Genomic DNA, 25,606 nt, shown 5'->3' on the forward strand with positions numbered 1-25,606 from the left:
CGCGCCGGCCGCTTGCTCTGAGGTCCGGCGCCGGCCGCCGAAGCCCGCTGCGCGGGTTCAATCATGATAAATCCGGGAGGATCGCCGATGAGGACCAATGCACTGCTTGGCGTCGTCGCGGCGTTTGCCGCACTTGCCTCCGCCTCGCACGCCGGGGCGGCGACGCCGCGGGAGGATCTCGTCCGGCAGTGGCTGGCCTCGGCCGCCTTCGGCCTGCCGGTGAGCGTCGGTGACAGCAGCTTCGATCCGGCAACGCAGACGGTGACGCTGTCCGACGTCGGCATCGGCGATCTCGACGATGACCTGATCGCCATCCATTTCGACGAACTGAGCGTCGAGGACCCGCGTGCAGCGCCGGGAGGCGCCTTCGCCGCCCATGCCATTCGCGGCTCGAACTATAGCGTCGAGGTGCATTTCGACGTCGGCAAATGGTTCCCCGGCCTCACCTCCCTCGCCGAAGCCGGCAAGGAAGACGGCAAGGCCACGGCGCCGGCCACCCCCGCGCAGAAGCCGGCCGGCCGATCGCAGAAGAGCCGTGCCGACAGCGCGGCGCCCGCCGCCCAGCCTCCGGCCGACGGGACGGCTGCCGATGCCACCAGCGAAGCGGACAAGCTGCCGGTGGTCGACTATTCCCTTTCCGCCGACTCGCTGCTGATCGAGCGTCCCGTCTTCCCGTCGCTGCCGGCCGCGCTGCCCGCCGACCGGCCATTCTACGAGAAGGTGTTCTACTATTCCGGCTGGCTGACCGGCCTGCGGGCCGACTGGGCAGAGATAAACAGCGTCCGCGTCGAAACAAACGGCATGACGCAGGGCGACGTCGTCGCCACCTATTCCCTCGCCTACCTGTCGGGGCTGCACGAGGGACGCATCGAGCGGGCGGGCGTCAACTCGCTGAACCAGAAGCCGAAGGACGAGACGCAGCCGCTCAAGTCGATGACCATCGACAGCAGCTATATCATTGGCATGGATTTCGGCGCGGCGCTGGAAGCGCTCGATCCGGCCCGCTATGCCGGCGGCGTCGGCGACGGCAAGGCGCGTACCATCTACACGCAATACGGCCTCAACAACGTCGCCGTCGCCTTCGAGGGCGTGACGGTCAGCATCGACAACATCGAGGCCAACAACGTCTTCCTGCGACAGACCGGCCAGCCGGTGGTGAAGCTGATCGCCGAGGCGCTCGCCGATCCCAAGCGGATCGAAGACGACCCGATCGCCTTCCTCTCCACCGTTCTGCCCAATTACACCCAGCTCTCCGGCGTCGACTTCGTCCAGATGAACAAGCTGGAGGTAAAGGCCGGCGAGACCTTCAATCTCGCCATCAATCGCTTCGACGGCAACGACATCGACGGCAACGGCATCGGCGCCTTCACGCTGCGCGATATCAGCGCCGAGTCCAAGGAGGCGTCGACCAAGTTCAGTCTGTCGCTGCTGACGCTTCAGGACGTCCGCTTCGGCTCGCTCGCCTCCCTGCTGGAGCTTGGCAAGAGCGCTTCCGAGGGCAAGAGCCCGTCCGGCGAGGCGATCCGCAAGGCGGTTCTCGAAGGCAACACCACCTTCGGTTTCGTCGAACTCGGCACGCTGTCGGTGGAATCGCCATTCGGCACGGTGGGGCTCGACACGATGGCGATGACCAGCGGCAACTACCTCAACACCCTGCCCCAGCGCGCCGACTTTACCTTCACCTCGCTGACGCTGCCGGTGGCGCTGCTGTCCGACGAGACGATGGTCTCCGAGCTGACCGACATGGGCTACGAAACCCTCGACCTCTCCGGCGGCCTGACGCTGACCTGGGATGCCGACAAGGGCGATGTCCGGCTGGAGGACCTGACGCTGAAGGCGGCCGACATGGGCGTCGTCTCCGGCGACTTCCACCTCGGCGGCCTGCCGCTGTCGCTGATCGAGAAGCCCGACGAGATGGAAGCCCGGCTCGATGCGGCGACGCTGGTCTCCGCTTCGGTCACCTATGGCAACGCCGGCATCGTCGAGAAGGCTTTCGAGGCGCAGGCCAAGAAGCTCGATCAGGACGGCGACAAGTTCCGCGAGAACACTGCCGGCGCGCTGCCGCTGATGCTGAATTTCCTTGAGGACAAGGAGCTTCAGGCGCGTTTCGAGGGGCCGATTTCCGCCTTCATCCGCAATCCCCAGTCGATCACCCTGACGATCGCTCCGGAAAAGCCGGTTTCCTTCGGCGAACTCGAGAAGATCAACACCGATAAGCCCAACGATATGATCCGCATCCTCAATGTCGGCGTCACCGCCAACGAGTGACGAGGGGATCTTTCGGCATGAGATGGTCTGCCAAGGCGGACCACCTCGGGCAGAGCGAGGCTCCAGAAGCAAAAAGGCCGGGGAGGCGCCCTCCCCGGCCTTCTTCATTTCCGAAGCCTCGTCCCGCCGCTCAGTTCGGCAGGTTCAGCTTGAGGTGCAGTTCGCGGAGCTGCTTGATCGAGGCTTCCGACGGTGCGCCCATCAGCGGGTCCTCGGCGCGCTGGTTCATCGGGAACAGCGTGATCTCGCGCAGATTGTGCACGCCGCAGATCAGCATGACGATGCGGTCGATGCCCGGCGCCATGCCGCCGTGCGGCGGCGCGCCGTACTGGAAGGCGCGATAGAGGCCGCCGAAACGCTCCTCGACCGTCTTGGCGTCGAGGCCGACGAGGCTGAACGCCTTCACCATCAGCTCGGGCATGTGGTTGCGGATGCCGCCCGAGGCGATCTCGAAGCCGTTGCAGACGAGGTCGTACTGATAGGCCTTGATGGTCAGCGGGTCCTGGTTGTTCAGCGCATCGAGGCCGCCCTGCGGCATCGAGAAGGGATTGTGCGCGAAATCGATCTTCTTCTCGTCGTCGTTCCACTCGTAGAAGGGGAAGTCGACGATCCAGGCCAGCTCGAAACGTTCGGTATCGACGAGGCCGAGTTCGGTGCCGGCCCGCGTGCGCGCCTCGCCGGCGAACTTGTAGAACTTCGCCGGGTCGCCGGCGACGAAGAACACCGCGTCGCCCTCGGCGAGGCCGAGCTGCGTCCGGATCGCCTCGGTGCGCTCCGGGCCGATGTTCTTGGCCAGCGGACCGGCCCCTTCGAGGGCGCCGTTCTCCGACCGCCAGAAGATATAGCCAAGGCCCGGCTGGCCCTGGCCCTGCGCCCAGGAGTTCATGCGGTCGCAGAAGGCGCGGCTGCCGCCGGTCTTCGCCGGGATCGCCCACACCTCGGCCTTCGGATCGGCCTCGATCATCCGGGCGAACACCTTGAAGCCCGAGCCGGCGAAATGCTGCGTCACCGCCTGCATCTCGATCGGGTTGCGGAGGTCCGGCTTGTCGGAGCCGTAGGTGCGGATCGCCTGGTCATAGGGAATGCGGCGGAAGGTCTGGGTGACCGGCTTTCCCTCCGAGAATTCCTCGAACAGGCCGCGCAGCACCGGCTCCATCGTGCCGAGGATGTCGTCCTGCGTCACGAAGCTCATTTCGAGGTCGAGCTGGTAGAACTCGCCCGGCAGGCGGTCGGCGCGCGGGTCCTCGTCGCGGAAGCAGGGGGCGATCTGGAAATAGCGGTCGAAGCCGGCCACCATCAGGAGCTGCTTGTACTGCTGCGGCGCCTGCGGCAGCGCGTAGAACTTGCCGGCGTGGATGCGGCTCGGCACCAGGAAGTCTCGCGCGCCCTCCGGCGAGGAGGCCGTCAGGATCGGCGTCGAGAACTCGGTGAAGCCGGCATCCTCCATGCGGCGGCGCATCGAGCGGATGACCTTGGTCCGCTTGACGATGTTGCCGTGCAGCGTCTCGCGCCGGAGGTCGAGGAAACGGTACTTGAGGCGCACGTCCTCCGGATAATCCGGCTCGCCGAATACCGGCAGCGGCAGGTCCTTGGCCTGCGCCAGCACGGAAATCTCGTTGGCGAATACCTCGATCTCGCCGGTGGAAAGGTTGGGGTTGACGGTCTCCGGCGTGCGGGCGCGCACGAGACAGTCGACGCGGATCACCCATTCGGCGCGCAGCGTCTCGGCCAGCTTGAAGGACGCGCTGTCGGGATCGACCACCACCTGCGTCATGCCGTAGTGGTCGCGCAGGTCGATGAACAGCAGGCCGCCATGGTCGCGCACGCGATGCACCCAGCCGGACAGCCGCACGTTCTGCCCGACGTCGCTGGCTCGAAGCTGGCCGCAGGTGTGGGAGCGATAGGCGTGCATGATGATCGTCCTGTCTGGTTGATTCCGTTGGGAACGGCTCCGGAATCCGCCTCGCGGGCGGCCGGATGTGTGGGCGCGACAAGCGCACGGCGGGGCGATTTTGTCAAGAATGCGCGTGGCCGCCGAGGCTCGGGCACAGGCCGTCAGCCGGGCGCCCGGCACACCGCCTCGACGTTGTGGCCGTCGGCATCGATGATGTAGGCGGCATAGTAGTTCGGCGCGTAGGGCCGGAGGCCCGGCGCGCCGTTGTCGGTACCGCCGGCCGCAAGCCCGGCGGCATGGAAAGCGGTCACCGACTGGCGCGTCGGCGCCTTGAAGGCGAGGTGCAGCTGGCCCCGCCGGCTGGCGGTCGACAGCCAGAAGCCGGCATGACCCTCGCGGCCGTAGCCGGCGTTGGAGGCGCCGCCCGGCCGGGTGGCGACGCGGGTGATCAGCCGCGCGATGCCGAGCGGGGCGAGCAGCGCGTCATAGAAGGCGATGGCGCGGCGGATGTCCGACACCGGACAGTCGACATGATCGAACATGGTCTCTCCCGGACGCGCGGAAGCAGGCGCCTCGGGCGCCCGCCTGCCTGTCATTCCACCCCGCCGTCACTCCGGCTTGTGGCAGACCGCCTCGATGTTGTTGCCGTCGGGATCGAAGACGAAGGCGGCGTAGTAGTTGGGATGATAGTGCGGCCTCAGGCCCGGCCCGCCGTTGTCACGGCCGCCGGCCGCCATTGCTGCCGCGTAGAAGGCGTCGACGGTGGCGCGGTCGCTGGCGACGAAGGCGACGTGGAAATGGGTGATCTCGCCGGCCGGCCGGCCGCTCGCCACCCAGAAGTCCGGCTTGCCGTCGCTGCCGTAGCCGGCGAAGGCGTCGCTGCCGCTCTCCTCGGCCGAGACGGCCATCACCATGGAAACGCCGAGCGGCGCCAGCGCCTTGTCGTAAAAGGTCTTCGACTTCTCGAAGTCGACGGCCGGAAAGCCCATGTGGTCCAGCATGTTCCCCTCCCATTTTCGGGTGGCCGGAGACCTAGCAGCCGGCCCTGCCAGCCCCTGTCAGGATCGTCCCTCGAAACCCGTCAGCACGCCGACGGCGTTGTGGCCGATGTCGGCCACGGCATAGCCGCCCTCCTGCACGAACAGCGTCCGCCGGCCGAGCCGGGCGATGCGCTCGCCGATCTTCGGATAGTCCTCGCGCTTCAGCTTGAACTTGGAGATCGGGTCGCCCTCGAAGGTGTCGAGGCCGAGCGACACCACCACGGCATCCGGACCATAGGCCTCGATCGCCCGGCAGGCGTCGTCGAGCGCCGCGCCCCAGGTTTCCCAACTGGTGCCGAACGGCAGCGGATAGTTGCGCGTGAAGCCCTCGCCCTCCCCCTTGCCGGTCTCGTCAGTGCGGCCGGAGAAGAAGGGATAGGCGACGGTCGTGTCGGCGTGCAGGTCGATCATCTGCACGTCGCGGCGGCGGTAGAAGATCTCCTGCGTGCCGTTGCCGTGATGATAGTCGACGTCGAGGATGGTGACGCGCTTCGCCCCGAGGTCGAGGAAGCGCTGCGCCGCCACGGCGGCATTGTTGATGAAGCAGTAGCCGCCCATGGTCGATGAGCCGGCATGGTGACCCGGCGGCCGGCAGAGCGCATAGGCCCCCCGTTCGCTGCCGGCGATCAGTTCGGCCGCCCCAAGCGCCGACCAGACAGCCGACTGCACCGCCTCCCAAGTGCCCTCGACGAAGGAGGCGCCGCCGTCGAAGGAATAATAGCCCATCAGGCCGTTGACGTGCTCGGGCCGGATGTCGTGCTGGCCGCGCGCCGGCCAGACGTAGGGCATGGTCGGCCCGCTGCGGCCCTCGGCCAGCCACAGGCGCCAGAAGTCGGCCATGAACTGGAGATAGCCGGCATCGTGCACCTTCGACGCCGCCGCGACGGCGTCGACGCGCGTCGCCTCGATCACCTCGCCGAGCCCCACCGCCGCGATCCGTTGCAGGATGAAGTCGACGCGGGCCGGCAGCTCGAAGGCCGGCGTGATGACGCCGGCGTTGAGTTCCTGGTTGTCGGCATGCAGGCGGTGGCGCGGCGAATAGACGGTTTTCATGGGCGATTCCGGTCCAACGGCTGTCTCGGAGCGACGACGCTACACCGGTCCTCTCCATCGGCAAGGGCGAAAAGGCGACAGGCGGCTGAAAATCGCGCCCGCCGTCTTGCCTTTCACGGCCGTTCGGGCGAAATCGCCGGGCCATGCTGATCATCTCCGACCTTACCTACCGCATCGCCGGCCGCACGCTCATCGAGAACGCCTCGGTGACCATCCATGACGGCGCCAAGGTCGGCCTCGTCGGCCGCAACGGCACCGGCAAGACGACGCTGTTCAACATCGTCGCCGGCGACCTCTCCGCCGAAAGCGGCTCGATCGACCTGAAGCGCGGCGCCCGCATCGGCCGCGTCGCCCAGGAGGCGCCTGGCTCGGACATTTCGCTGATCGACTTCGTGCTGGCCGCCGACACCGAGCGATCGGCACTTCTCGCCGAGGCAGAGACGGCCAGCGATCCGCACCGCATCGCCGACATCCAGGTGCGGCTCGCCGACATCGAGGCGCATTCGGCCGAGGCGCGTGCCGCCACTATTCTCTCCGGCCTCGGCTTCGACGCCGCCGACCAGCGCCGCCCCTGCGCCGACTTTTCCGGCGGCTGGCGGATGCGCGTGGCGCTGGCCGCCGTGCTGTTCACCCAGCCGGACCTGTTGCTGCTCGACGAGCCGACCAACTATCTCGACCTCGAGGGCACGCTGTGGCTGACCAGCTACGTCCAGCGCTATCCCTATACCGTCGTCCTCATCAGCCACGACCGTGATCTCCTCGACAGCGCCGTCGACCACATCTGCCACCTCTCCGAAGGCAAGCTGACGCTCTGGAAGGGCGGCTACACCTCGTTCGCCCGCCAGCGGCAGGAGAAACTGCTGCTCCAGGAGAAGGCGCGCGAGAAGATCGAGGCGCGGCGCAAGCATCTGCAAGCCTTCGTCGACCGCTTCCGCTACAAGGCCAGCAAGGCGACGCAGGCGCAGTCGCGCATCAAGATGCTGGAGAAGCTCGATATCATCGACGCCGTGGTCGAGGACCACGTGCAGCCGATCCTCATTCCCAACCCCAAGGCCAAGCTGGCGCCGCCGATCGTCACCTACAGTCAGGTCGACCTCGGCTACACCCCCGGCAAGCTGGTGCTGAAGCGCCTGACGCTCCGCATTGACGACGACGACCGCATCGCGCTGCTCGGCAAGAACGGCAACGGCAAGTCGACCTTCGCCAAGGCGCTGGCCGACCGGCTGGCGCCGTTCTCCGGCAACATCGTCAAGGCCGGCAAGCTGGAGATCGCCTTCTTTGCCCAGCACCAGCTCGACGAGTTGCACCCTGACGAAACGGCCGTCGCCCACGTCCGCCGGTTGATGCCGGAGGCGCCGGACGCCCGCGTGCGGTCGCGCGTCGCGCAGATGGGCCTCGACACCAACAAGATGGACACGCCGGCCCGCGAGCTTTCCGGCGGCGAGAAGGCGCGCCTCCTGCTCGGCCTCGCCACCTTCCACGGCCCGAACCTGCTGATCCTCGACGAGCCGACCAACCATCTCGACATCGACAGCCGCGAGAGCCTCATCCAAGCGCTCAACGACTTCGAGGGCGCCGTCATCCTGATCAGCCACGACCGCCATTTGGTCGAGGCGACCATGGATCGTCTCTGGCTGGTGGACAACGGCGGCATCACGCCGTTCGACGGCGACATGGACGACTACAAGCGCTTCATCCTCTCCGGCCCCGGCGACGCCGACCGGGCGGCGCGCAGCGACGAGCAGAAGGTCACCAACGCCGACCGCCGCCGCCTCGCCGCCGAGCGGCGTGCCCAGCTCGCCCCGCTCCGCAAGCGCATTCAGGGCATCGAGGCGGACATGGAGAAAACCCGCAAGCTGATCGCCCGCATCGACGCGGCGCTGGCCGAGCCGTCGCTGTTCACGCAGGACCCGGCCAAGGGCGCCAGGCTCTCCAAGGAGCGGGCCGACGCCGTTCGCAATCTCGACACGTTCGAGGAGGAATGGCTGATCCTGTCGGCCGAATACGAGGAAGCGGAAGCGGCCGACGGCTGACCGCCGGCCCGCCTTTTGCACCGCGCCGCGGGCCGCTATCCTGCGCCCGCCTCGCCACTCCGGACGCCCGCCATGATCAACGCCTTCAGTCCCATCGACATCGCCGCCTTCGTCTGGTTCCTGGCCATGTGGTTCGGGCAGGCCTGGCTGACCGAGAAAAGCCCTTGGGCCAAGCACTCGCTGACCCATTTCATCAACATCGGCCGCCACGGCTGGGTGCGGCAGGCGTCGACGCGCGATCTCCGCATGGTCGACACCGCCATCGTCGCCGGCCTGCAGAACGGCACCGCCTTCTTCGCCTCGACGTCGCTTCTGGCCATCGGCGGCGGCTTCACGCTGCTCAACTCGGTCGATCATGCCGTCGGCGTCGTGTCGGCGCTGTCCGACCTCACGGCCACCGACCGCACCGCTTTCGAGTACAAGGTGATCGGCCTCCTCGCCATATATGCCTACGCCTTCTTCAAGTTCGGCTGGGCCTACCGCATGTTCAACTTCGGCTCGATCCTGCTGGGCGCCTTGCCGCCGCCGGTTCAATCGGGCACCGTCGAGATGGACAAGGCAGTGGCGCGCGCCTCGTCGATCATCGTGGTGGCCGGCACCAACTTCAATCGCGGCCTCCGGGCCTTCTTCATGTCGATCGGTTATCTCGGCTGCTTCCTTGGGCCGTTGCCGCTCGTCCTGAGTTCCACCTTCATCGCGGTGGTGCTCGCCCGCCGCCAGTTCACCTCCAACGCCGTCAAGGCCATGCGGAGATACGAGTGACCGAAATCGATACCCACCGCGTCAGGGCCGGCCAGATCCGCGACGTGCTGCTGCTGATGGCCGCCGAGGCGCCCGACGGCAAGCCGATCGGCCCGGACGCCGTTGCCCGCGCCATCGCCGGCAGCAACGAAAAGGTCTGGCGGCGGCTGATGAAGCCGATCAAGGACGAGGCGGCGCGGCTTGCCAGGGACGGCAAGGTGATTCTGATCCGCAAGGGCAAGCCGGTCGATCCCGATCGCATCCGCGGCCTCTACCGCATCCGCCTCAGGGCGGAAGGCGAGCCGATGCCGGTCTATGAGGCGCCGGTTCTCGATGCTGACGACCTGCTGATCGATACCGACGACGAGGATTGAGACGGCCGCCCCGGCGTCAGCGATTTGACAACTTTTAGGTGTGTTTGGTTGAGATGCATTTTTAAGGGGAATTTAGGACACTCCGGGGTATCGACTGTAGGTCGCGAGTCATCGAACCGGGTGACGATCACGTTGTCCATCGGCGTGGCTGTTTCCTCCCCAGAGTGCCGCCATGAACGACTGCAGCCACGATAGCCTGACATACACCTCGTCCCTCCTCCGTCGCTGGACCTCCGCCGCCGGAGCGACGCCCCAGCCGGTGCGACAGCTGCTGGCCGCCATCGCCGACCGCCATGCCGCCCAGCTTGCCGACGTCTTCTACTCGACCATGCTGTCCGACCCCGAGGCTGAGCGCTTCCTGACCCAGGATCTGGTCGCCAAGCGCCTCACCCACGCCATCCGGCACTGGATCCGCACCCTGTTCTCGTCCTGGGAGCCCGAGAGCATTCCGCCGGTGATCGAACAGCAACACACGCTCGGCAGCGTGCACGCCCGCATCGGCGTGCGGATCTGTCTGGTGCTCTACGCCGCCGGCATCCTGAAATCGGCCCTCCGCGACATCCTGCGTACGGCGGACACGGCCGATTCCCTGCGAATCGAGGCATGGACGACAGCGGCAGCGCTGATCGACCACGCGGTGGAGGCGATCTCCGCCCACTACGAAAGCGCCACCGAGCAGGGCTCGCGCGATGACGAAGCCTACCGCATCTATACGGCGACCATCGACCCGTCGCTGGAGCGCCAGCGTCAGCGCGCCGCCATCATGGACTGGGAGAACGCCTTTCTGCGCGCCATCATGATCGGCAGCGCCGAGGAACCGCTGGGGGTGATCGGCGCCTCGCCGTTCGGCCTCTGGGTCTACCACAAGGCGACGGCCATCTTCGACCGGTCGGATGATCTCCGCTCCATCTTCGCCGCCTTGCGGCGCATCGACGACGAACTGCTGCCGGCCTGCCAGCGCGAGATGGACGGCGCGTCGGTCTCCGAGCTGCGGCGCCTCATCCGCCAGGTGGCCGGCGAGGTCGAGCGGGTGAAATACCTGCTCGACGCCATGTTCGAGCGCCTGCTGCACGTCGAGTCCGGTCGCGACGCGCTGACCAAACTGCTCAACCGCCGCTTCCTGCCGGCCATCCTCGGCCGTGAGATCAAGCTTTGCGAGGAGCAGGGAAAATCCTTCTCCGTGCTGCTGATCGACATCGACCACTTCAAGAAGATCAACGACACCCACGGTCATCCGGCCGGCGACAATGTCCTCTGCCAGATCGGCGAGCGCCTGTCCTCGGCCGTGCGCATGGGCGATTTCGTGTTCCGCTATGGCGGCGAGGAATTCCTCGTCCTCTGCACCCAGACAGAAGAACGGCAGGCGCTGCTCACCGCCGAGCGCATCCGCGCGCTGATCGCCGGCGAGCCGTTCGATCTCGGCAACGGCGGCATGGCGGACGTGACGGTCAGCATCGGCGTCTCCAGCCACGACGGCCATCCCGACTACCAGCAGCACGTCGCCCGCGCCGACCAGGCGCTCTACCGGGCCAAGAACGAAGGACGCAACCGGGTGATCGTCGCCTGACCAAGCGTCCCCAGGCGCATCACGGCCGCGGCAGCAGCGCGCCGGTGTAGCCGGCGAAGCGATAGGCGACGAGGCCGATCCACTCGCGCACGGCCATGTCGGTCATCATCAACCCCTCGGCCGCGGTGCGGCCGCCCAGCCAGTCCGTGTCGGCGCCGTTGCGGTAGTCGACCGGCCAGGCGACGATGCCGTTCCAGCCGGCGGCGCGGAAGGTGCCGACGGCCCGCGGCATGTGGAAGGCCGAGGTGACCAGCAGCCATTGCTCCTGCGGCGTCGGCTCGACGGCCGCGAAGCTGAACTCGGCGTTCTCGTGCGTGTTGCGCGAGCGGTCCTCGATGGTGATGCGCTCGGCCGGCACGCCGAATTCGATCAGCAGGTCGCGGGCGATGACCGATTCGGCCAGATCGTCGTTGACGAACACGCCGTTGGAGCCGCCGGACAGCAGGACGCGCGCCTCGGGATAGCGCTTGGCGAGTTCGGCGGCGACGATCAGACGCTCGGCCCCGTCGGTCAGTTCGCGCGTTCCAAGTTCGGTGGAAAGGTCGGTGTCGACCACGCCGCCGAGAACCAGGATGCCGGCCGGAGCGAGCCGATCGGGGTTGGCCGGCACGGAGAAGCGCTGTTCGAGCGGCCGCAACATCAGGGTGGGAACGCCGGTCCAGGCGCAGATCACCAGGAGCAGCAGCGCGAAGCCGATCAATTCGGCGCCGCGCCGCCGCCAGCCGAGAAATCGCAGCCCGGCGCCGACCAGCATGGCCAGGATCAGCGCATTGGAGGGGCGCAGGAACAGGAAGCCGAGCTTGGAGAGCACATAGAACACGCCGCCTGCCCTCCTTCCCGGAGCCGCCGCCTCAACCGGTCACTGGGGCGTCAGCACCTTGCCCGGCACGTTGCCGACCGCTCCATTGTAGGAGATTTCGCACCAGCGCGCATCGAGAAGGCCGAGCTGGGCCTTGCGGCTGCCGAACTGCCAGGAACCGAAGGGAATCTCGTCGCGGCACCAGCGCAGCACGATGCCCTTGGCGTCGCCCGGCAACGTGCCCTTTTTTGCCGACGCCTCGCTCATGTCGGCGTAGAGCGTCGTCGGCTTGCCGTCGCGCAGGGCATAGGTCATGTCGTAGGGACTGGCCGACTGGGCCATCGCCGCGCCGGCCGACAGGCCGAAACCGATCGCCAGAGCCACCAACCTGAAGCCGGTCATGTCGTCTCCTTCCGGCCGCCATATGCGGCGTGCAGCACTCCTGACACCGGAGATGATCCGAGGACGGCGCGCCGGTCAATCCGTTGATCGGCTTAATCGTCCGGCGCCAGCTCGGGAACAGGCCGGGGCGGCCGGCCCGTCGTCACTCGCGCGTACCTTGCCAGCCGGGCCATTGTCGCCGAGGATCAGGCGATCGCCATGGTTTCGGACCCTTGGGGGCTTGCCCAAACGCCGCCATCCTGCGAAACCGCTAAGCTGGAGAGTCCGTCTCTGGAGCCGCCGACCATGACCTCGCCCATCATCACCGTTACGCTCAATCCGGCGATCGACCTCACCGTCACGCTCGATGACCTGACGCCCGGCAAGGTTCATCGCGCCCGCGCGGCGCAGTCCAACGTCGGCGGCAAGGGCATCAACGTCGCCGGCTGCATCGCCGACTGGGGCATCCCCGTGGTGGCGACCGGCGTGCTCGGCCGCGGCAACGACGCCACCTTCACCGACTTCTTCAAGGACAAGGGCATCCAGGACCGCTTCGTCCGCATGGCCGGCGACACCCGCACCAACATCAAGATCTCCGACATCACCACCGGCGAGACCACCGACATCAACCTGCCCGGCCTCGTCTTCGACGACGAGACCTACGACATGGTGCTCGACGTGCTGCGCCGCGAGGTGGTCGAAGGAGCGCTGGTGGTGCTGGCCGGCTCGCTGCCGCTCGGCCAGCCGGACAGCGTCTGGGCGCGGCTGACCGACGACCTCTGCCGCCTCAAGGCGCGCGTCGTGCTCGACACCTCCGGTGCGCCGCTGGCCGCCGCGCTGGCGGCGCCGCGCGACTGCCTGCCCTTCGCCATCAAGCCCAACCGGGTGGAGCTGGAAGCCTGGGTCGGCCGGCCGACGCGCGAGGTGGCCGACATCGTTGCCGCCGCCCGCGTCATCCAGGCGCTTGGCATCGAGGTGGTGGCGGTGTCGCGCGGCGAACAGGGCGCCATCTTCCTGCGCGGTCCCGTGGCGCTGTCCGCGCGGCTGCCGGTGGTCAACGCGCTGTCGACGGTCGGCGCCGGCGACGCCATGGTGGCTGGCATCGCCTCGGCGCTGGCCGACAACCTCGGCCTGGAGGCGCTGGCCCGCCGCGCCGTGGCCTTCGCCACCGCCAAGCTCGGTCGAATCGGACCGCACCTGCCCTCGCCCGACGACGTGCGCCAGCTCGCCCGCCGGGTCGATGTCGCCGTGCTTGCAAGCTGAATCGTTGGGCAGTAGTTTGCCCATGGAGGAAAGCACGAATATTCAGGCGAACTATCAATCCCGTTCACGTTTTTTTGGCGCAACGAACGGCCCTGATCGAACTCGCCTCTGGTAAATCGTGCTAAAGTCGTAGATATGGGCCAGTCGGTTCCGCCGGTCGCGCGCGATAGGCGGGAAGGGCTCGGGACCACGAAAATTCGCGAAGGAGTTCCCCTATGGCGCTGGTTTCACTGCGGCAGCTGCTCGATCATGCCGCCGAACACGGCTACGGCATGCCGGCCTTCAACATCAACAACATGGAGCAGATGCTGTCCGTCATGGCCGCGGCCAAGGAGACCGACAGCCCGGTGATCATGCAGGCCAGCCGCGGCGCCCGCGCGTTCGCCAACGACATCGTGCTCAGCCACCTGATCAAGGCCGCCATCGAGCTTTATCCCGATATCCCGGTCTGCATGCATCAGGACCACGGCAACTCGGAAGCCACCTGCCTTTCGGCCATCACCAACGGCTTCTCGTCGGTGATGATGGACGGCTCGCTGAAGGCCGACGGCAAGACCCCGGCCGACTTCGACTACAACGCCAACGTCACCGGCCGCGTCGCCGAGATGAGCCACATGGTTGGCGCCTCGACGGAAGGCGAACTCGGCGTGCTCGGCTCGCTCGAGACCGGCATGGGCGACAAGGAAGACGGCCACGGCGCCGAGGGCGTGCTCAGCAAGGAGCAGCTGCTGACCGATCCGGACGAAGCCGTGAAGTTCGTCAAGCGCACCAAGGTCGACGCCCTGGCCATCGCCATGGGCACCAGCCACGGCGCCTACAAGTTCTCCCGCAAGCCGACGGGCGACGTGCTCGCCATCTACCGCATCAAGGAAATCCACGAGCGCATGCCGAACGTGCATCTGGTCATGCACGGCTCGTCTTCGGTGCCGCAGGACCTTCTGGACATCATCAACGCCTACGGCGGCCAGATGCCCCAGACCTTCGGCGTGCCGGTCGAGGAGATCGTCAACGGCATCAAGCACGGCGTGCGCAAGGTGAACATCGACACCGACTGCCGCATGGCCATCACTGGCGCCATCCGCAAGTTCTTCGCCGAGAAGCCGGCCGAGTTCGATCCGCGCTCCTTCATGAAGCCGGCCATGGCCGCCATGCAGAAGGTCTGCAAGCAGCGCTACGAGGAATTCGGCGCTGCCGGTCACGGCTCCAAGATCAAGGCGATCCCGCTGGCCGAGATGGCCAAGCGCTACGCCTCGGGCGAGCTTGATCCCAAGATCGCCTGATTGGATCGCGACTGAATCATCGGATGGGGCGCTTCGGCGCCCCATTTGCATTCTGCGACGGCGGCGCTTGATCCGACCGGCGTGCATGGGGCTATAATGGCCGCTCCTATTCAGCCGGAGACCGCCGATGAGCACCGTTGCCGTGGGTTCCCCTGCCCCCGATTTCACCCTGCCGACCGACCAGGGCGAGGTTTCGCTCGCCGCCCTTCGCGGCAAGCCGGTGGTCGTCTACTTCTACCCCAAGGACGACACGCCCGGCTGCACCAGGGAGGCGATCGGCTTCTCCTGCCTCGCCGACGAATTCGAGAAGGCCGGCGCCACGGTGATCGGCATTTCACCCGACACCGCTGAAAAGCACGGAAAATTCCGCGCCAAGCACAAGCTGACGGTGGCCCTTGCCTCCGATCCCGAGCACAAGGTGGCGGAAAGCTACGGCGCCTGGGGCGAGAAGTCGCTCTATGGCAAGAAATACTTCGGCATTGTCCGCTCCACCTTCCTGGTCGCGCCCGACGGCACCATCGCCAGGGCCTGGCCAAAGGTCAGCGTGGAAGGCCACGCCGAGGAGGTGCTGGCCGCCATCAAAGCGTTGTGAGGCGGCGGTCTCAAGCCTTCATTAACCCTAACGGTTTCTAATCGCTCCAACGGGGCCGCGCTTCGGCGTCGGCATGGGTTCCCCTGGAGCGTCGCGTTGATGATGAGACCGCAAGCCGCAGATCGATATCGCAGCCAGAATTCGGCGAGACGCATCGTCATCATCAGCCGGGACAACACCCGCACCTACACCTTCAGCCCGCTGGCGCTGTTCGGCGGCCTGACCCTGTTCCTGACGGTGTCGCTGGGCTTCCTCGCCGCCACCACCTATCTCGTGTTCCGCGACGACCTGTTCGACCTCGTCCGCGAGCGCAACGCCGACATGCAGCAGGCTTACGAGGACCGCATCGCCCGCCTGCGCTCGGAGATCGACCGCATCTCCAGCCGGCAGATCCTCGACAGCGTCGCCATGGACGAGAAGGTCGAGAAGATCCTGTCGGCGCAGCAGGGCATCGCCGCCCGCCAGCAGGCCGTGGGTGCGCTGATCGACAAGGCGCGCAGCATCGGCCTGATCGACGGCCGCAACGCGCCGGTCGGCGCCGACAAGCGCGCGGCGCTCGATCCTGACGTCACCGGTTCGATCAACGCCTATGCCGCCGATGCCGGTAACGCCGCCCGAATCGATCACCAGTTCGACGCGCTGACCGCCGCGGCGCCGGCCGCTGCCGCGCCCAAGCTGGCGGAATTGCGCACGACGGACGGCAGGCCCGATTTCAAGGCGATCGCCAGCCACCTTGCCGCCGTCGATGCCCAACAGGCGAAAGCCGTCGAGGCGATCGCCGACGCCGCCAACTCGCGCGTCGACGCGGCGGTGGATGTCATCTCCGACGTCGGCCTCAGCGTCAACGTGCCGGACGCCCCGGCGGATCAGGAGGACGCAGTCGGCGGCCCGTTCATTCCGCTCGGCAGCGCCCAGGCGCTGGCCGCCGCCATGCAGGAAGCCGATCAGGCGTTCGAGCGCATCGAGCGGGTGAAGGCCGAGGCGGCGCGGCTGCCGCTGATCCGTCCCCTGCCCGGCGCCGACATGACCTCCAACTTCGGTTCGCGGCGCGATCCCTTCCTCGGCTCGCTGGCCTTCCACGCCGGCATCGACTTCCGTTCGCCGACCGGTTCCGATATCCGGCCGACGGCGCCCGGCGTCGTCACGGCGGCCGGCTGGTCGGGCGGCTACGGCAACATGGTCGAGGTCGACCACGGCAACGGCATCACCACCCGCTACGGCCATATGTCGCGCATCATCGCCCGCGTCGGCGACAAGGTGACGCGCGACACGGTGATCGGCGAGGTGGGCTCCACCGGCCGCTCGACGGGCCCGCATCTCCATTATGAGACGCGGCTCAACGGCACGCCGCTCAACCCGATCAACTACATCGCCGCCGGCAACCGGCTGGCGGGCCTGCTGCCCTGACCGATCGGTCCGGACATGACAAAGGCGGGGCGCACCGGCACCCCGCCTTTTCCGTTTTCAACCCGCAACAGCCGCTCAGTCGATGTCCGAGATTTCGGCCGGCTGCTTGCCGAAGGCGCGCTGGGCGAGCGCCGCCTCCATGAAGGCGTCGAGGTCGCCGTTCAGCACGTCGGACGGCGCGGTGCTCTCGACGCCGGTGCGCAGGTCCTTCACCAACTGGTAGGGTTGCAGCACGTAGGAGCGGATCTGGTGGCCCCAGCCGATGTCGGTCTTGCCGGCGTTCTCGGCGTTGGCCTTCTCCTCGCGCTTCTTCAACTCGGCCTCGTAGAGGCGGGCGCGCAGCATGTTCCAGGCCGTGGCCCGGTTCTTGTGCTGCGAGCGCTCGGCCTGGCAGGAGACGACGATGCCCGAGGGATAGTGGGTGATGCGCACCGCCGAGTCGGTGGTGTTGATGTGCTGGCCGCCGGCGCCCTGCGCCCGGTAGGTGTCGATGCGGCAGTCGCTTTCGTTGACCTCGATCTCGATCTTGTCGTCGATCACCGGATAGACCCACACCGACGAAAATGAGGTATGCCGCCGCGCCTGGCTGTCAAAGGGCGAGATGCGGACGAGGCGATGCACGCCCGATTCGGTCTTCATCCAGCCGTAGGCGTTGTGGCCCTTGACGAGCACAGTGGCGCTCTTGATGCCGGCCTCTTCGCCGTCGTGGACTTCCAGCACCTCGACCTTGTAGCCGCGCTTCTCCGCCCAGCGCGTGTACATGCGCAGGAGCATGTTGGTCCAGTCCTGGCTCTCGGTGCCGCCCGCCCCGGAGTTCACCTCGATATAGGTGTCGTTGGCGTCGGCCTCCCCGGACAGCATGGACTCCACCTGCTGGCGGGCGATCTCGTCCTTCAGGCCGCGCAAGGTGTTCTCGGCGTCGGCGACGACGGTGGCGTCGCCCTCCATCTCGCCTAGCTCGATCAGTTCGACGCTGTCCTTGAGGTCGCGGTCGAGCCTGAGATAGCCGTTGATTCGGTTCTCGAGATCGGTGCGCTCGCGCATGATCTTCTGCGCGCGCTCGGGATCGTTCCAGAGGGCGGGGTCTTCGACGAAACCGTTGAGTTCGGCTAGACGCTGCTGGGAGGCATCCCAGTCAAAGATGCCTCCTCAGCAGGGCCATACCCTGCTTGATCTCGTCGACGATGGCCTCGATTTCGGCTCGCATGGCTGTGCGCTCCAGTCAGGAGGTTGAGGGAACGCCGCGGCGGAGCCGGCGGCGGGCGCCCGTCGTCGATCACGGGCGCGGCGGACCATAGAAATGGAAGCCGCCAATGTAAACCCCGTGGGGCCGATCGGCACCCGCGGGGGCTTTCGTCAATAAAGCCCGCCGGTGCCGCTCACCGCCGCCTTGTCGGCCTCCGGGTTGACCTGGGTCGGCACGCCCCAGGCCATGCCGTCGCCGCCGATCACCGAATAGACGTCGGACGGGCCGGTGCCCGGCTTGAACGCCTCGATGATGGCGCTGTCGCCCTCGTAGGCGCGCATGCCGGTCTTGCGGTCGATCGGGATCAGCACCATGCCCTCGGGCACCTTGAATTCCTGCGGCGGCTGGCCGACCAGCGCCTGGGCCATGAAGTCGCGGAACACCGGCGCGGCGATCAGGCCGCCGGTCGCGCCGTGGCCCATCGGCTTCGGCGTGTCGAAGCCGAGGAAGACGCCGACGGTCAGCTCCGGCGTGAAGCCGACGAACCAGGCGTCCTTCTCGTCGTTGGTGGTGCCGGTCTTGCCGGCGATCGGACGGTTGAGGCTCTTGACCACGGTGGCCGTGCCGCGCTGGACCACGCCCTCCATCATCGAGGTGATCTGGTAGGCGGTCATCGGATCGAGCACCTGCTCGCGCTCGTCGACGAGCTGCGGCTCGTCCTGCCCCTTCCAGCCGTCGGCGTTGCAGCCCTCGCAGACGCGCTGATCGTATTTGTAGATGGTGCGGCCGAAGCGGTCCTGCACGCGGTCGATCAGCGTCGGCTGCACGCGCCGGCCGCCGTTGGCGATGATGGCGTAGGCGTTGACGAGGCGCATCACGGTGGTTTCGCCGGCGCCGAGCGCCATGGCCAGCACCGGCTGCATTTTGTCGTAGATGCCGAAGCGCTTGGCGTATTCGGCGACCAGCGGCATGCCCATGTCCTGGGCGAGACGCACGGTCATCAGGTTGCGCGACTTCTCGATGCCGGTCCGGAGCGTCGACGGGCCGGCGTAGCCGCCGCCGTAGTTCTGCGGCCGCCATATGCCGAGGCCGGGGCCCTGGTCGATCTCGATCGGGCCGTCCATGATCACCGAGGCCGGCGTATAGCCGTTGTCGAGGGCGGTCGAATAGACGAACGGCTTGAAGGAGGAGCCCGGCTGACGCATCGCCTGGGTCGCCCGGTTGAACTCGCTTTCGGCAAACGAGAAGCCGCCGACCATGGCGCGCACGCGGCCGGTGGTCGAGTCCATGGCGACCAGCGCGCCGGAGATGCCGGGGAACTGGCGGAGGCGGTAGGCTTCGAGCGTGCCGACGGCATCGCCGGTCTTCTCGACGTAGACGACATCGCCGACCGACAGCACGTCGGAGGCCGCCTTCACCGCCGCGCCGCGCTTGGGACCGCTGTCCCACTTCGCCCATTTGAGCTGGTCGAGCGGGATGACGCCCTCGACGCGCTCGTCGTTGACCTTGCCGGTCGGCCCCTTGGAGGGCTGGAGGCCGATGCGGGCGGCATCGCCGTCGAAGCCGAGCACCACGGCGACGTTCCACTCCGGCACGTCGACCAGCGCCGGCTCGGCGGCCAGCGGGATGCCCCAGTCGCCGGTGACGTCGATCTGCTTCTTGGCGCCGCGCCAGCCGTGCGCCTCGTCATAGCGCAGCAGCGCCCGCTGGAGCACGCCGCGGGCGATCACCTGCATCTTCGGGTCGAGCGTGGTGCGCACCGACAGGCCGCCCTCGTAGAGACCCTTCTCGCCGTACATGGCGAGCAGCGAGCGGCGGACCTCCTCGACAAAATAGTCGGAGGCGAACACCTTGGCCGACTGGTTGCGCTCGGCGACCACCAGCGGCGCCTTCAGGGCGGCGTCGCCCTCCTCGCGCGTCACATAGCCGTTCTGCACCATCTGCTCGATAACGTAGTTGCGGCGTTCGACGGCGGCCTGCCGGCTGCGGTAGGGGTTGTAGTTCTCCGGCGCCTTGGGCAGCGCGGCGAGATAGGCCACCTCTTCGAGCTTCAGGTCGCTGAGCGGCTTGTCGAAATAGGCCAGCGAAGCGGCGGCGACGCCGTAGGAGCGGAAGCCGAGGTAGATCTCGTTGAGATAGAGTTCGAGGATCTGGTCCTTGGTGTAGGTCTGCTCGATCTTCAGCGTTAAGAGCGCCTCGCGGATCTTGCGGTCGATGGTGCGCTCGTTGGTCAGCAGGAACACCTTGGCCACCTGCTGGGTGATGGTCGAGGCGCCGACCATCCGCTTGTTGGAGCCGGAGACGAGGGTGTCGAGGTTCTTCACCGCCGCGCCAGCCAGACTCAGCAGGTCGATGCCGGGATGGGTGTAGAAGCCCTTGTCCTCGGCGGAAATGAACGCCTGCTTCACCCGGTCGGGAATCATCTGGATCGGCAGGAACAGGCGGCGTTCATGGGCGTATTCGGCGGCAAGCTGGCCATCGGCGGCGTGGACGCGCGTCACCACCGGCGGCTGATAGTTGCGCAGCTGGTTGGTGTCGGGCAGATCGCTCGACAGCGAGTGGATGTAGACGGCGAGGCCGCCGGCCACCACCAGGAACAGCAGCGCCGCGATCGAGAAGACCCAGCCGAAGAACTTTGCGAAGATCATGTCCCGTCCATACGTTCCCATCGACGCCGGCCGCGCCGGGTTGTCGATCCGCGGCGACCGCGCCAAATCCGGCTTGCCGGAGGCGCCTCTGCCCGAATGCCCATCCATCGGTGTGTTCGGGCCAGCCGATATCGCAAAACGCCGCGAAATGCGAATGTTTCCGTGGATGACGACGTTCGTCGCTCTTTGTGGCGAAGGCGGGGCCGCGCCGTTGCCCGGCCGCAACAGTCGACCGTCGAGCTACTTGCCGAGATAGGCGTATTTCTGGCCGAAGAAGCGCAGCACCGCCTGCGTGACGGCGTCGGCGACGCGTAGCCGCCACTCGTCGGAGGTCAGGAGCTTCTCGTCCTGATCGTTGGAGAGATAGCCGATCTCCAGCAGAACCGACGGCACGTCGTGGGCGCGCAGCACCTGAAAGCCGGCGGAACGGCGCGGATTCTTGATCATCCGCGTTGCCGAGGCGAGATCGCCGACGAGGCCGCCGGCGAAGGAGGCGGAAAAGTTGCGCGTCTCGCGGCGGGTGAGATCGACGAGGATGTCGGTGACGTCGCCCGTCTCCTGTTGCAGGTCGAGGCCGGCGATCAGGTCGGAGGCGTTCTCCTTGGCGGCCAGCGCCGCCGCCTCCTGGTCGGACGCCTTGTCGGACAACGTGTAGACGGTGGCGCCGCGCACCGAGCCGACATGCTCGGAATCGGCGTGGATCGACAGGAAGAGGTCGGCGGCGTGGTCGCGGCCGAACTGCACGCGGGCGGCCAGCGGCAGGAAGGTGTCGTCGGTGCGGGTCAGCAGCACCGCCACCTTGCCGGTGCGTTCGAGGCGCTCCTGAAGCTTCTTGGCGAAGGCGAGGACGATGTCCTTCTCCCGGACGCCCGACGCCGATACCGTGCCGGAATCGACGCCACCGTGGCCGGGGTCGATGACGATGAGCGGCTTCTCGCGCTTGCTGCGGTCGGGCGGCGGCAACTGGTCGGCCTTCTGCACCGGCGCCTCGTTGGCGGTGTCGCGGGCGAGCTGGCTCTTGCGCAGGTCCTCGTCGAAGGCGGCGGCCGAGGTCTTCAGAAGGTCGAGCACCAGGCGGGCCGGCTGGTTCTCGATGGCCGGCAGCACGAAGGCCTTGTCGATCTTCACCGGTCCGGTGACGTCGAGCACGATGCGCGAGCGTCCGGCCGCGAACTGGCCGTAGCGCCAGTCGCTGACCAGACCCCGGCCGGTGGTGCCGGTGCCGGCCGGCAGGCGGAAGTCGATCTCCGGCAGATCGACCACCACGCGATAGGGTTCGGCGAGCGTGAAGGCGCTGAGATCGACCTCGCCCGTCAGGTCGAGCACAAAACGGGTGCGGTTGTCGTCGCCGACGACGCGGCCGTCGCTGGCGATCGGCGCTCCCTCGGCGAACGCGGCCGCCGTGAGACAGGCGAGCGCCAGTACCGCCAGCACGGCGGTGCGGACAAAGGCTGCCAAGCGGTTTGCAACGGTCGTCAAATGATCGCTCCCACGATCCGATGAGCGGCCCAAACTGCCACAGACGGACGGGATGGCAACTCCCCAATTCAAGCGCCCGGCGCGGCGGCCGGGTTTTGCTCCCGTGCGGCTGTCCGGCCGGAGTCCATTTCTAACGGAACTAAGCCAATTTGGTTAACCATTCCTCGCCTCTCGCCGGCTGGAGCGGCCGACCGTTCACAATGCGAGGAATTGATCGGGCGCCCATTTGATCGCCTTGCATATGGGACTTCACGCAAGTAATAAGAAATTGGAGCCCGAATCCTTGCTCTCGGTACTTGAGAGCGTCCAGCCGGCTCGCCTCCCGCTTGCAAACAGGCGAAGAGGATCGAGGCCGGCAGCCGGGAGTCCGAGAAGTCAGCGCAACCGCCGGTGTGGTTTTCCGGCCCTGCGCGGACGCCGGATTTCCGCCTGTTGTCGTCCGCCCGGCCTTTGGCCATGTCGCGGAGGACATGCGTGACGCCCGTAGATCCACCGGAAAGTTCGGGGCTCCGGCGCGCGGCCGCAAGGCCGCCCGACACACGCATTCGTCGCCGTTCCCCCGTACTGGCTGTGGCCGGGCGGGTCTTTTCGGAACGACGGTGTTGAAAAGAAAGAACGTGCCGGACGTGAAAGTCATGGGGCCACAGAAAATCGGCGAGGGGGCAGGATCGCGTCAAGCGTCGGCCCTTCTCCGGTTTGCGGTCTTGGTCGGTCCGGCGCTTTTCCCCATTCCCTTCCCCCTTATCGACGGCCGATCCCGATCCTTCCCGCCTGCGGCGACCCCACGGAGGGCTCCACGGAGCTTCCTGCCAGGGTTGCGGCGGTGCCGGAGGCGGATACGGCCGGGAGTCAGTCTTTATGGCCAACAAGATGCTGATCGATGCCACCCACCCGGAGGAGACCCGGGTGGTTGTGGTGCGTGGACACCGCGTTGAGGAGTTCGATTTCGAGTCGGCGACAAGGAAGCAGCTCAGAGGCAACATCTATCTCGCCAAGGTGACGCGCGTCGAGCCGTCGCTGCAGGCGGCCTTCGTCGAGTATGGCGGCAATCGCCACGGCTTCCTCGCCTTTTCCGAGATCCATCCCGACTACTACCAGATCCCCCAGGCCGACCGGCAGGCGCTGATCGAGGCCGAGGAGGCCGAGGAGCGCGAGGAGGCCGAACGGCGTGCCCGCGCCCACCGCGACCGGCAGGCCCGCGCCCAGGCGTCGAGGGCGGCCGCCCGGCCGGCCGACAGCGTCAGCGAGGCGCCCGCCGAAGGTGAGGCGACCGAGGGCGAGGCGCCGCAGCCGGCCTTCGAGGCTACGGCCGGCGAAGCCCCCTTCTTCAGCGAGCATTCCGACGACGAGGTGCCGACCCCCGAGACCGGCGGCGTCATCGACATCCACGACGACCAGTCGGTCGAGACCATCAACGACGATGGCGAGGACCAGGGCGGCGACGACGAGGAAGAGCACGTCGAGAGCGTCGGCGCCGAGGACGCGCTGGAAGAGGTGCCGGAGCGCCGGTCGCGCCGGGCCCGCCAGTATCGCATCCAGGAAGTGATCAAGCGCCGGCAGGTGCTGCTGGTCCAGGTCGTCAAGGAGGAGCGCGGCACCAAGGGCGCGGCGCTGACCACCTATCTGTCGCTGGCCGGCCGCTATTCGGTGCTGATGCCCAACTCCGGCCGGGGCGGCGGCATCTCGCGCAAGATCACCAACGTGCAGGACCGCAAGCGCCTCAAGGAGATCGCCCACGAACTGGACGTGCCGGAAGGCATGGGCGTCATCCTCAGGACGGCCGGCGCCGCCCGCACCAAGACCGAGATCAAGCGCGACTTCGAGTATCTGCTGCGCCTGTGGGAGAACGTGCGTGAACTGACGCTGCGCTCCACGGCGCCAAGCCTCGTCTATGAGGAGGGCTCGCTGGTCAAACGGTCGATCCGCGACCTCTACAACAAGGACATCGACGAGGTTCTGGTGGCCGGCGACGAGTCCTACCGCGAAGCCAAGGACTTCATGCGCATGCTCATGCCGAGCCATGCCAAGAACGTCCAGCCCTACCGCGATCCGATTCCGATCTTCGGCCGCTTCGGCGTCGAGCCGCAGCTCGACGCGATGTTCTCGCCGCAGGTGACGCTGAAGTCGGGCGGCTATCTGGTCATCAACCAGACCGAGGCGCTGGTCGCCATCGACGTCAACTCCGGCCGTTCGACGCGCGAGCACAACATCGAGGACACGGCGCTCGCCACCAACCTCGAAGCCGCCGAGGAAGTGGCCCGCCAGCTGCGCCTGCGCGACCTTGCCGGCCTCATCGTGATCGACTTCATCGACATGGAGGAGGCCAAGAACAACAAGTCGGTGGAGCGCAAGCTCAAGGATTGCCTGAAGAACGATCGCGCCCGCATCCAGGTTGGCCGCATCTCGCACTTCGGCCTGATGGAGATGAGCCGCCAGCGCATCCGCACCGGCGTCTTGGAAGGCTCGACCGAGCTGTGCCCGCACTGCCTCGGCGCCGGCATCGTCCGTTCCACCGAAAGCGTGGCGCTGCACGTGCTGCGCTCGCTGGAAGACCTGCTGATCAAGGGCGTGACGCACCACCTCACCGTCCGCACCCGGTCGTCGGTGGCGCTCTACATCCTCAACCAGAAGCGCAAGCACCTGTCCGACCTCGAGGCGCGCTTCGGGCTGACCATCACCATTTCCGCCGACGAGCACCTCGGCTCCCAGCATTTCGTCGTCGAGCGCGGCGAAATCATCCTCAATCCTGCCCCGCCGCCGCCCGCGCCGACGCTGACGCCCGAGAGCGTGCAGCCCTACGACCTGGAGATCGACGAGGAGATCGAGGAAGAGGACGAGGAAGACGAGGAGATCGAGAAGCCGCGGTCGACGCGCGACGAGCGCAACGGCGACAGCGACAGCCGCCGCAAGCGTCGCCGGCGCCGTCGCCGGCGGACCGAGAATGGCGAGGGTGCCAACGGCGAGGGCCAGGACGAGGTGGCCGCCGAGGGCGGCGAGCCGTCGGTGATCGAAGGCGCTGACGCCGACGACGAAGGCGCCGACGACAATGGCGAGGCGCGCGCCGAAGGCGAGAGCGAAGCCGAAAGCGAGCGTCGCCGTTCGCGCCGTCGCGGCCGCCGTGGCGGACGCCGCCGGCACCAGCTCGAGGAGGACATCGGTTCCGAATCGACCGCCGGAGCGGAAGCCGCCGTGACGGAAGAAGGCGAGGCGTCCACCGAGACCGACGATGAACCGGTGGCTGACGCCGGCGATGCCGGAGCGAGCGCCGGAACGTCGAGCGAGCTGCTCGACGAGCCGGTGGAAACGCAGGCGGCAGCGGCCGAAGAGGCTGCCGAGGCACCGGAGGAGATGACCGAAGACTCCACCGAGGACGCCGGGACGCCGGACGAGACCGTCGAAGTGTCCGAGGAGCCGGTCTTCCATCCGCCGCTGGAAAGCGTCGCCGAACTGGTCGAGAAATCGGTGGAAGCCAACGAGCCGGCGTCGCAGCCGGAACCCGAGCCGGAGCCGGAACCCGACGACAACCGTCCGAAGAAGTCCGGCTGGTGGCAGCGCCGCTCGTTCTTCTGAGGAACGACCGGGCAGATATCGATCGAGGCCG

19 protein-coding genes are annotated in these 25,606 nt (G+C 67.3%); 10 read left to right on the top strand and 9 right to left on the bottom strand.

The annotated features are described in order from the left end of the window. Positions 1–87: 87 nt before the first annotated feature. Entirely contained in the window at positions 88–2,268 is a 2,181-nt protein-coding gene (locus tag H512_RS0110535; RefSeq protein WP_026783420.1) for a hypothetical protein, read from the top strand. 130 nt (positions 2,269–2,398) lie between these two features. Here H512_RS0110535 and aspS read toward each other — a convergent pair whose 3' ends face one another. From aspS to H512_RS0110555, 4 genes are all read right to left on the bottom strand, one after another. Next, complete coding sequence (gene aspS, locus H512_RS0110540; RefSeq protein ID WP_026783421.1) at positions 2,399–4,180, bottom strand: aspartate--tRNA ligase; 1,782 nt, start codon at positions 4,178–4,180, stop codon at positions 2,399–2,401. A gap of 143 nt (positions 4,181–4,323) precedes the next feature. Continuing rightward, positions 4,324–4,704, bottom strand: coding sequence for a VOC family protein (locus H512_RS0110545; protein WP_026783422.1), 381 nt, complete (start codon positions 4,702–4,704; stop codon positions 4,324–4,326). Positions 4,705–4,770: 66 nt separating this feature from the next. Next, entirely contained in the window at positions 4,771–5,163 is a 393-nt protein-coding gene (locus tag H512_RS0110550; RefSeq protein WP_026783423.1) for a VOC family protein, read from the bottom strand. A 57-nt stretch (positions 5,164–5,220) separates the two neighbouring features. Further along, a complete protein-coding gene (locus H512_RS0110555; protein WP_026783424.1) occupies positions 5,221–6,255 on the bottom strand; it encodes a histone deacetylase family protein in 1,035 nt (344 codons plus the stop codon). A gap of 143 nt (positions 6,256–6,398) precedes the next feature. Here H512_RS0110555 and H512_RS0110560 point away from each other — a divergent pair, with 143 nt between their 5' ends. From H512_RS0110560 to H512_RS23515, 4 genes are all read left to right on the top strand, one after another. Beyond that, positions 6,399–8,288, top strand: a complete 1,890-nt coding sequence (locus H512_RS0110560; RefSeq protein WP_026783425.1) for an ABC-F family ATP-binding cassette domain-containing protein — start codon at positions 6,399–6,401, stop codon at positions 8,286–8,288. Between the two features lie 72 nt (positions 8,289–8,360). Beyond that, positions 8,361–9,050 (top strand): DUF599 domain-containing protein, encoded by a 690-nt coding sequence (locus tag H512_RS0110565; RefSeq protein WP_026783426.1) that lies wholly within the window; start codon positions 8,361–8,363, stop codon positions 9,048–9,050. After that, positions 9,047–9,403 (top strand): DUF3253 domain-containing protein, encoded by a 357-nt coding sequence (locus H512_RS23510; protein WP_053239754.1) that lies wholly within the window; start codon positions 9,047–9,049, stop codon positions 9,401–9,403. Before H512_RS0110565 ends, H512_RS23510 begins: the two co-directional genes overlap by 4 nt. 172 nt (positions 9,404–9,575) lie before the next feature. Then, positions 9,576–10,970, top strand: coding sequence for a GGDEF domain-containing protein (locus H512_RS23515; protein WP_053239755.1), 1,395 nt, complete (start codon positions 9,576–9,578; stop codon positions 10,968–10,970). 19 nt (positions 10,971–10,989) lie between these two features. Here the strand turns inward: H512_RS23515 and H512_RS0110580 are convergent, their stop codons facing one another. Both H512_RS0110580 and H512_RS0110585 read right to left on the bottom strand, forming a co-directional pair. Next, positions 10,990–11,790, bottom strand: coding sequence for a YdcF family protein (locus H512_RS0110580; protein ID WP_026783427.1), 801 nt, complete (start codon positions 11,788–11,790; stop codon positions 10,990–10,992). 39 nt (positions 11,791–11,829) lie between these two features. Then, positions 11,830–12,171, bottom strand: a complete 342-nt coding sequence (locus tag H512_RS0110585; RefSeq protein WP_026783428.1) for a hypothetical protein — start codon at positions 12,169–12,171, stop codon at positions 11,830–11,832. 285 nt (positions 12,172–12,456) lie between these two features. Here H512_RS0110585 and pfkB point away from each other — a divergent pair, with 285 nt between their 5' ends. The 4 genes from pfkB (at position 12,457) to H512_RS0110605 (ending at position 16,692) form a co-directional block, all read left to right on the top strand. After that, positions 12,457–13,413, top strand: a complete 957-nt coding sequence (gene pfkB / locus H512_RS0110590; RefSeq protein WP_026783429.1) for a 1-phosphofructokinase — start codon at positions 12,457–12,459, stop codon at positions 13,411–13,413. A gap of 215 nt (positions 13,414–13,628) precedes the next feature. After that, positions 13,629–14,693 carry a class II fructose-bisphosphate aldolase gene (gene fba / locus H512_RS0110595; protein ID WP_026783430.1) on the top strand — a complete coding sequence of 355 codons (1,065 nt, stop codon included), beginning with the start codon at positions 13,629–13,631 and terminating at the stop codon, positions 14,691–14,693. A gap of 127 nt (positions 14,694–14,820) precedes the next feature. Next, entirely contained in the window at positions 14,821–15,285 is a 465-nt protein-coding gene (bcp, locus tag H512_RS0110600; protein WP_026783431.1) for a thioredoxin-dependent thiol peroxidase, read from the top strand. 99 nt (positions 15,286–15,384) lie between these two features. Next, entirely contained in the window at positions 15,385–16,692 is a 1,308-nt protein-coding gene (locus H512_RS0110605; RefSeq protein ID WP_053239756.1) for a peptidoglycan DD-metalloendopeptidase family protein, read from the top strand. A gap of 75 nt (positions 16,693–16,767) precedes the next feature. Here H512_RS0110605 and prfB read toward each other — a convergent pair. The 3 genes from prfB to H512_RS0110620 all read right to left on the bottom strand — a co-directional run bounded on the left by prfB (position 16,768) and on the right by H512_RS0110620 (position 22,005). Beyond that, positions 16,768–17,899, bottom strand: a protein-coding gene (gene prfB, locus H512_RS0110610; RefSeq protein WP_156899452.1) for a peptide chain release factor 2 whose coding sequence is annotated in 2 segments (ribosomal slippage) — positions 16,768–17,829 and positions 17,831–17,899 — 1,131 coding nt in all. Because the reading frame shifts where the segments join, the coding sequence is not laid out codon by codon here. A 149-nt stretch (positions 17,900–18,048) separates the two neighbouring features. After that, positions 18,049–20,526 carry a penicillin-binding protein 1A gene (locus H512_RS0110615; protein WP_026783434.1) on the bottom strand — a complete coding sequence of 826 codons (2,478 nt, stop codon included), beginning with the start codon at positions 20,524–20,526 and terminating at the stop codon, positions 18,049–18,051. A 240-nt stretch (positions 20,527–20,766) separates the two neighbouring features. Further along, positions 20,767–22,005, bottom strand: coding sequence for an N-acetylmuramoyl-L-alanine amidase (locus H512_RS0110620; protein WP_245585388.1), 1,239 nt, complete (start codon positions 22,003–22,005; stop codon positions 20,767–20,769). Positions 22,006–22,863: 858 nt separating this feature from the next. Here H512_RS0110620 and H512_RS0110625 point away from each other — a divergent pair. Continuing rightward, complete coding sequence (locus H512_RS0110625) at positions 22,864–25,575, top strand: Rne/Rng family ribonuclease (RefSeq protein ID WP_026783436.1); 2,712 nt, start codon at positions 22,864–22,866, stop codon at positions 25,573–25,575. Positions 25,576–25,606 lie beyond the last annotated feature (31 nt).

This window comes from Pleomorphomonas koreensis DSM 23070 (assembly GCF_000425185.1).
In the GTDB taxonomy this organism is placed as follows: Bacteria; Pseudomonadota; Alphaproteobacteria; order Rhizobiales; family Pleomorphomonadaceae; genus Pleomorphomonas; species Pleomorphomonas koreensis.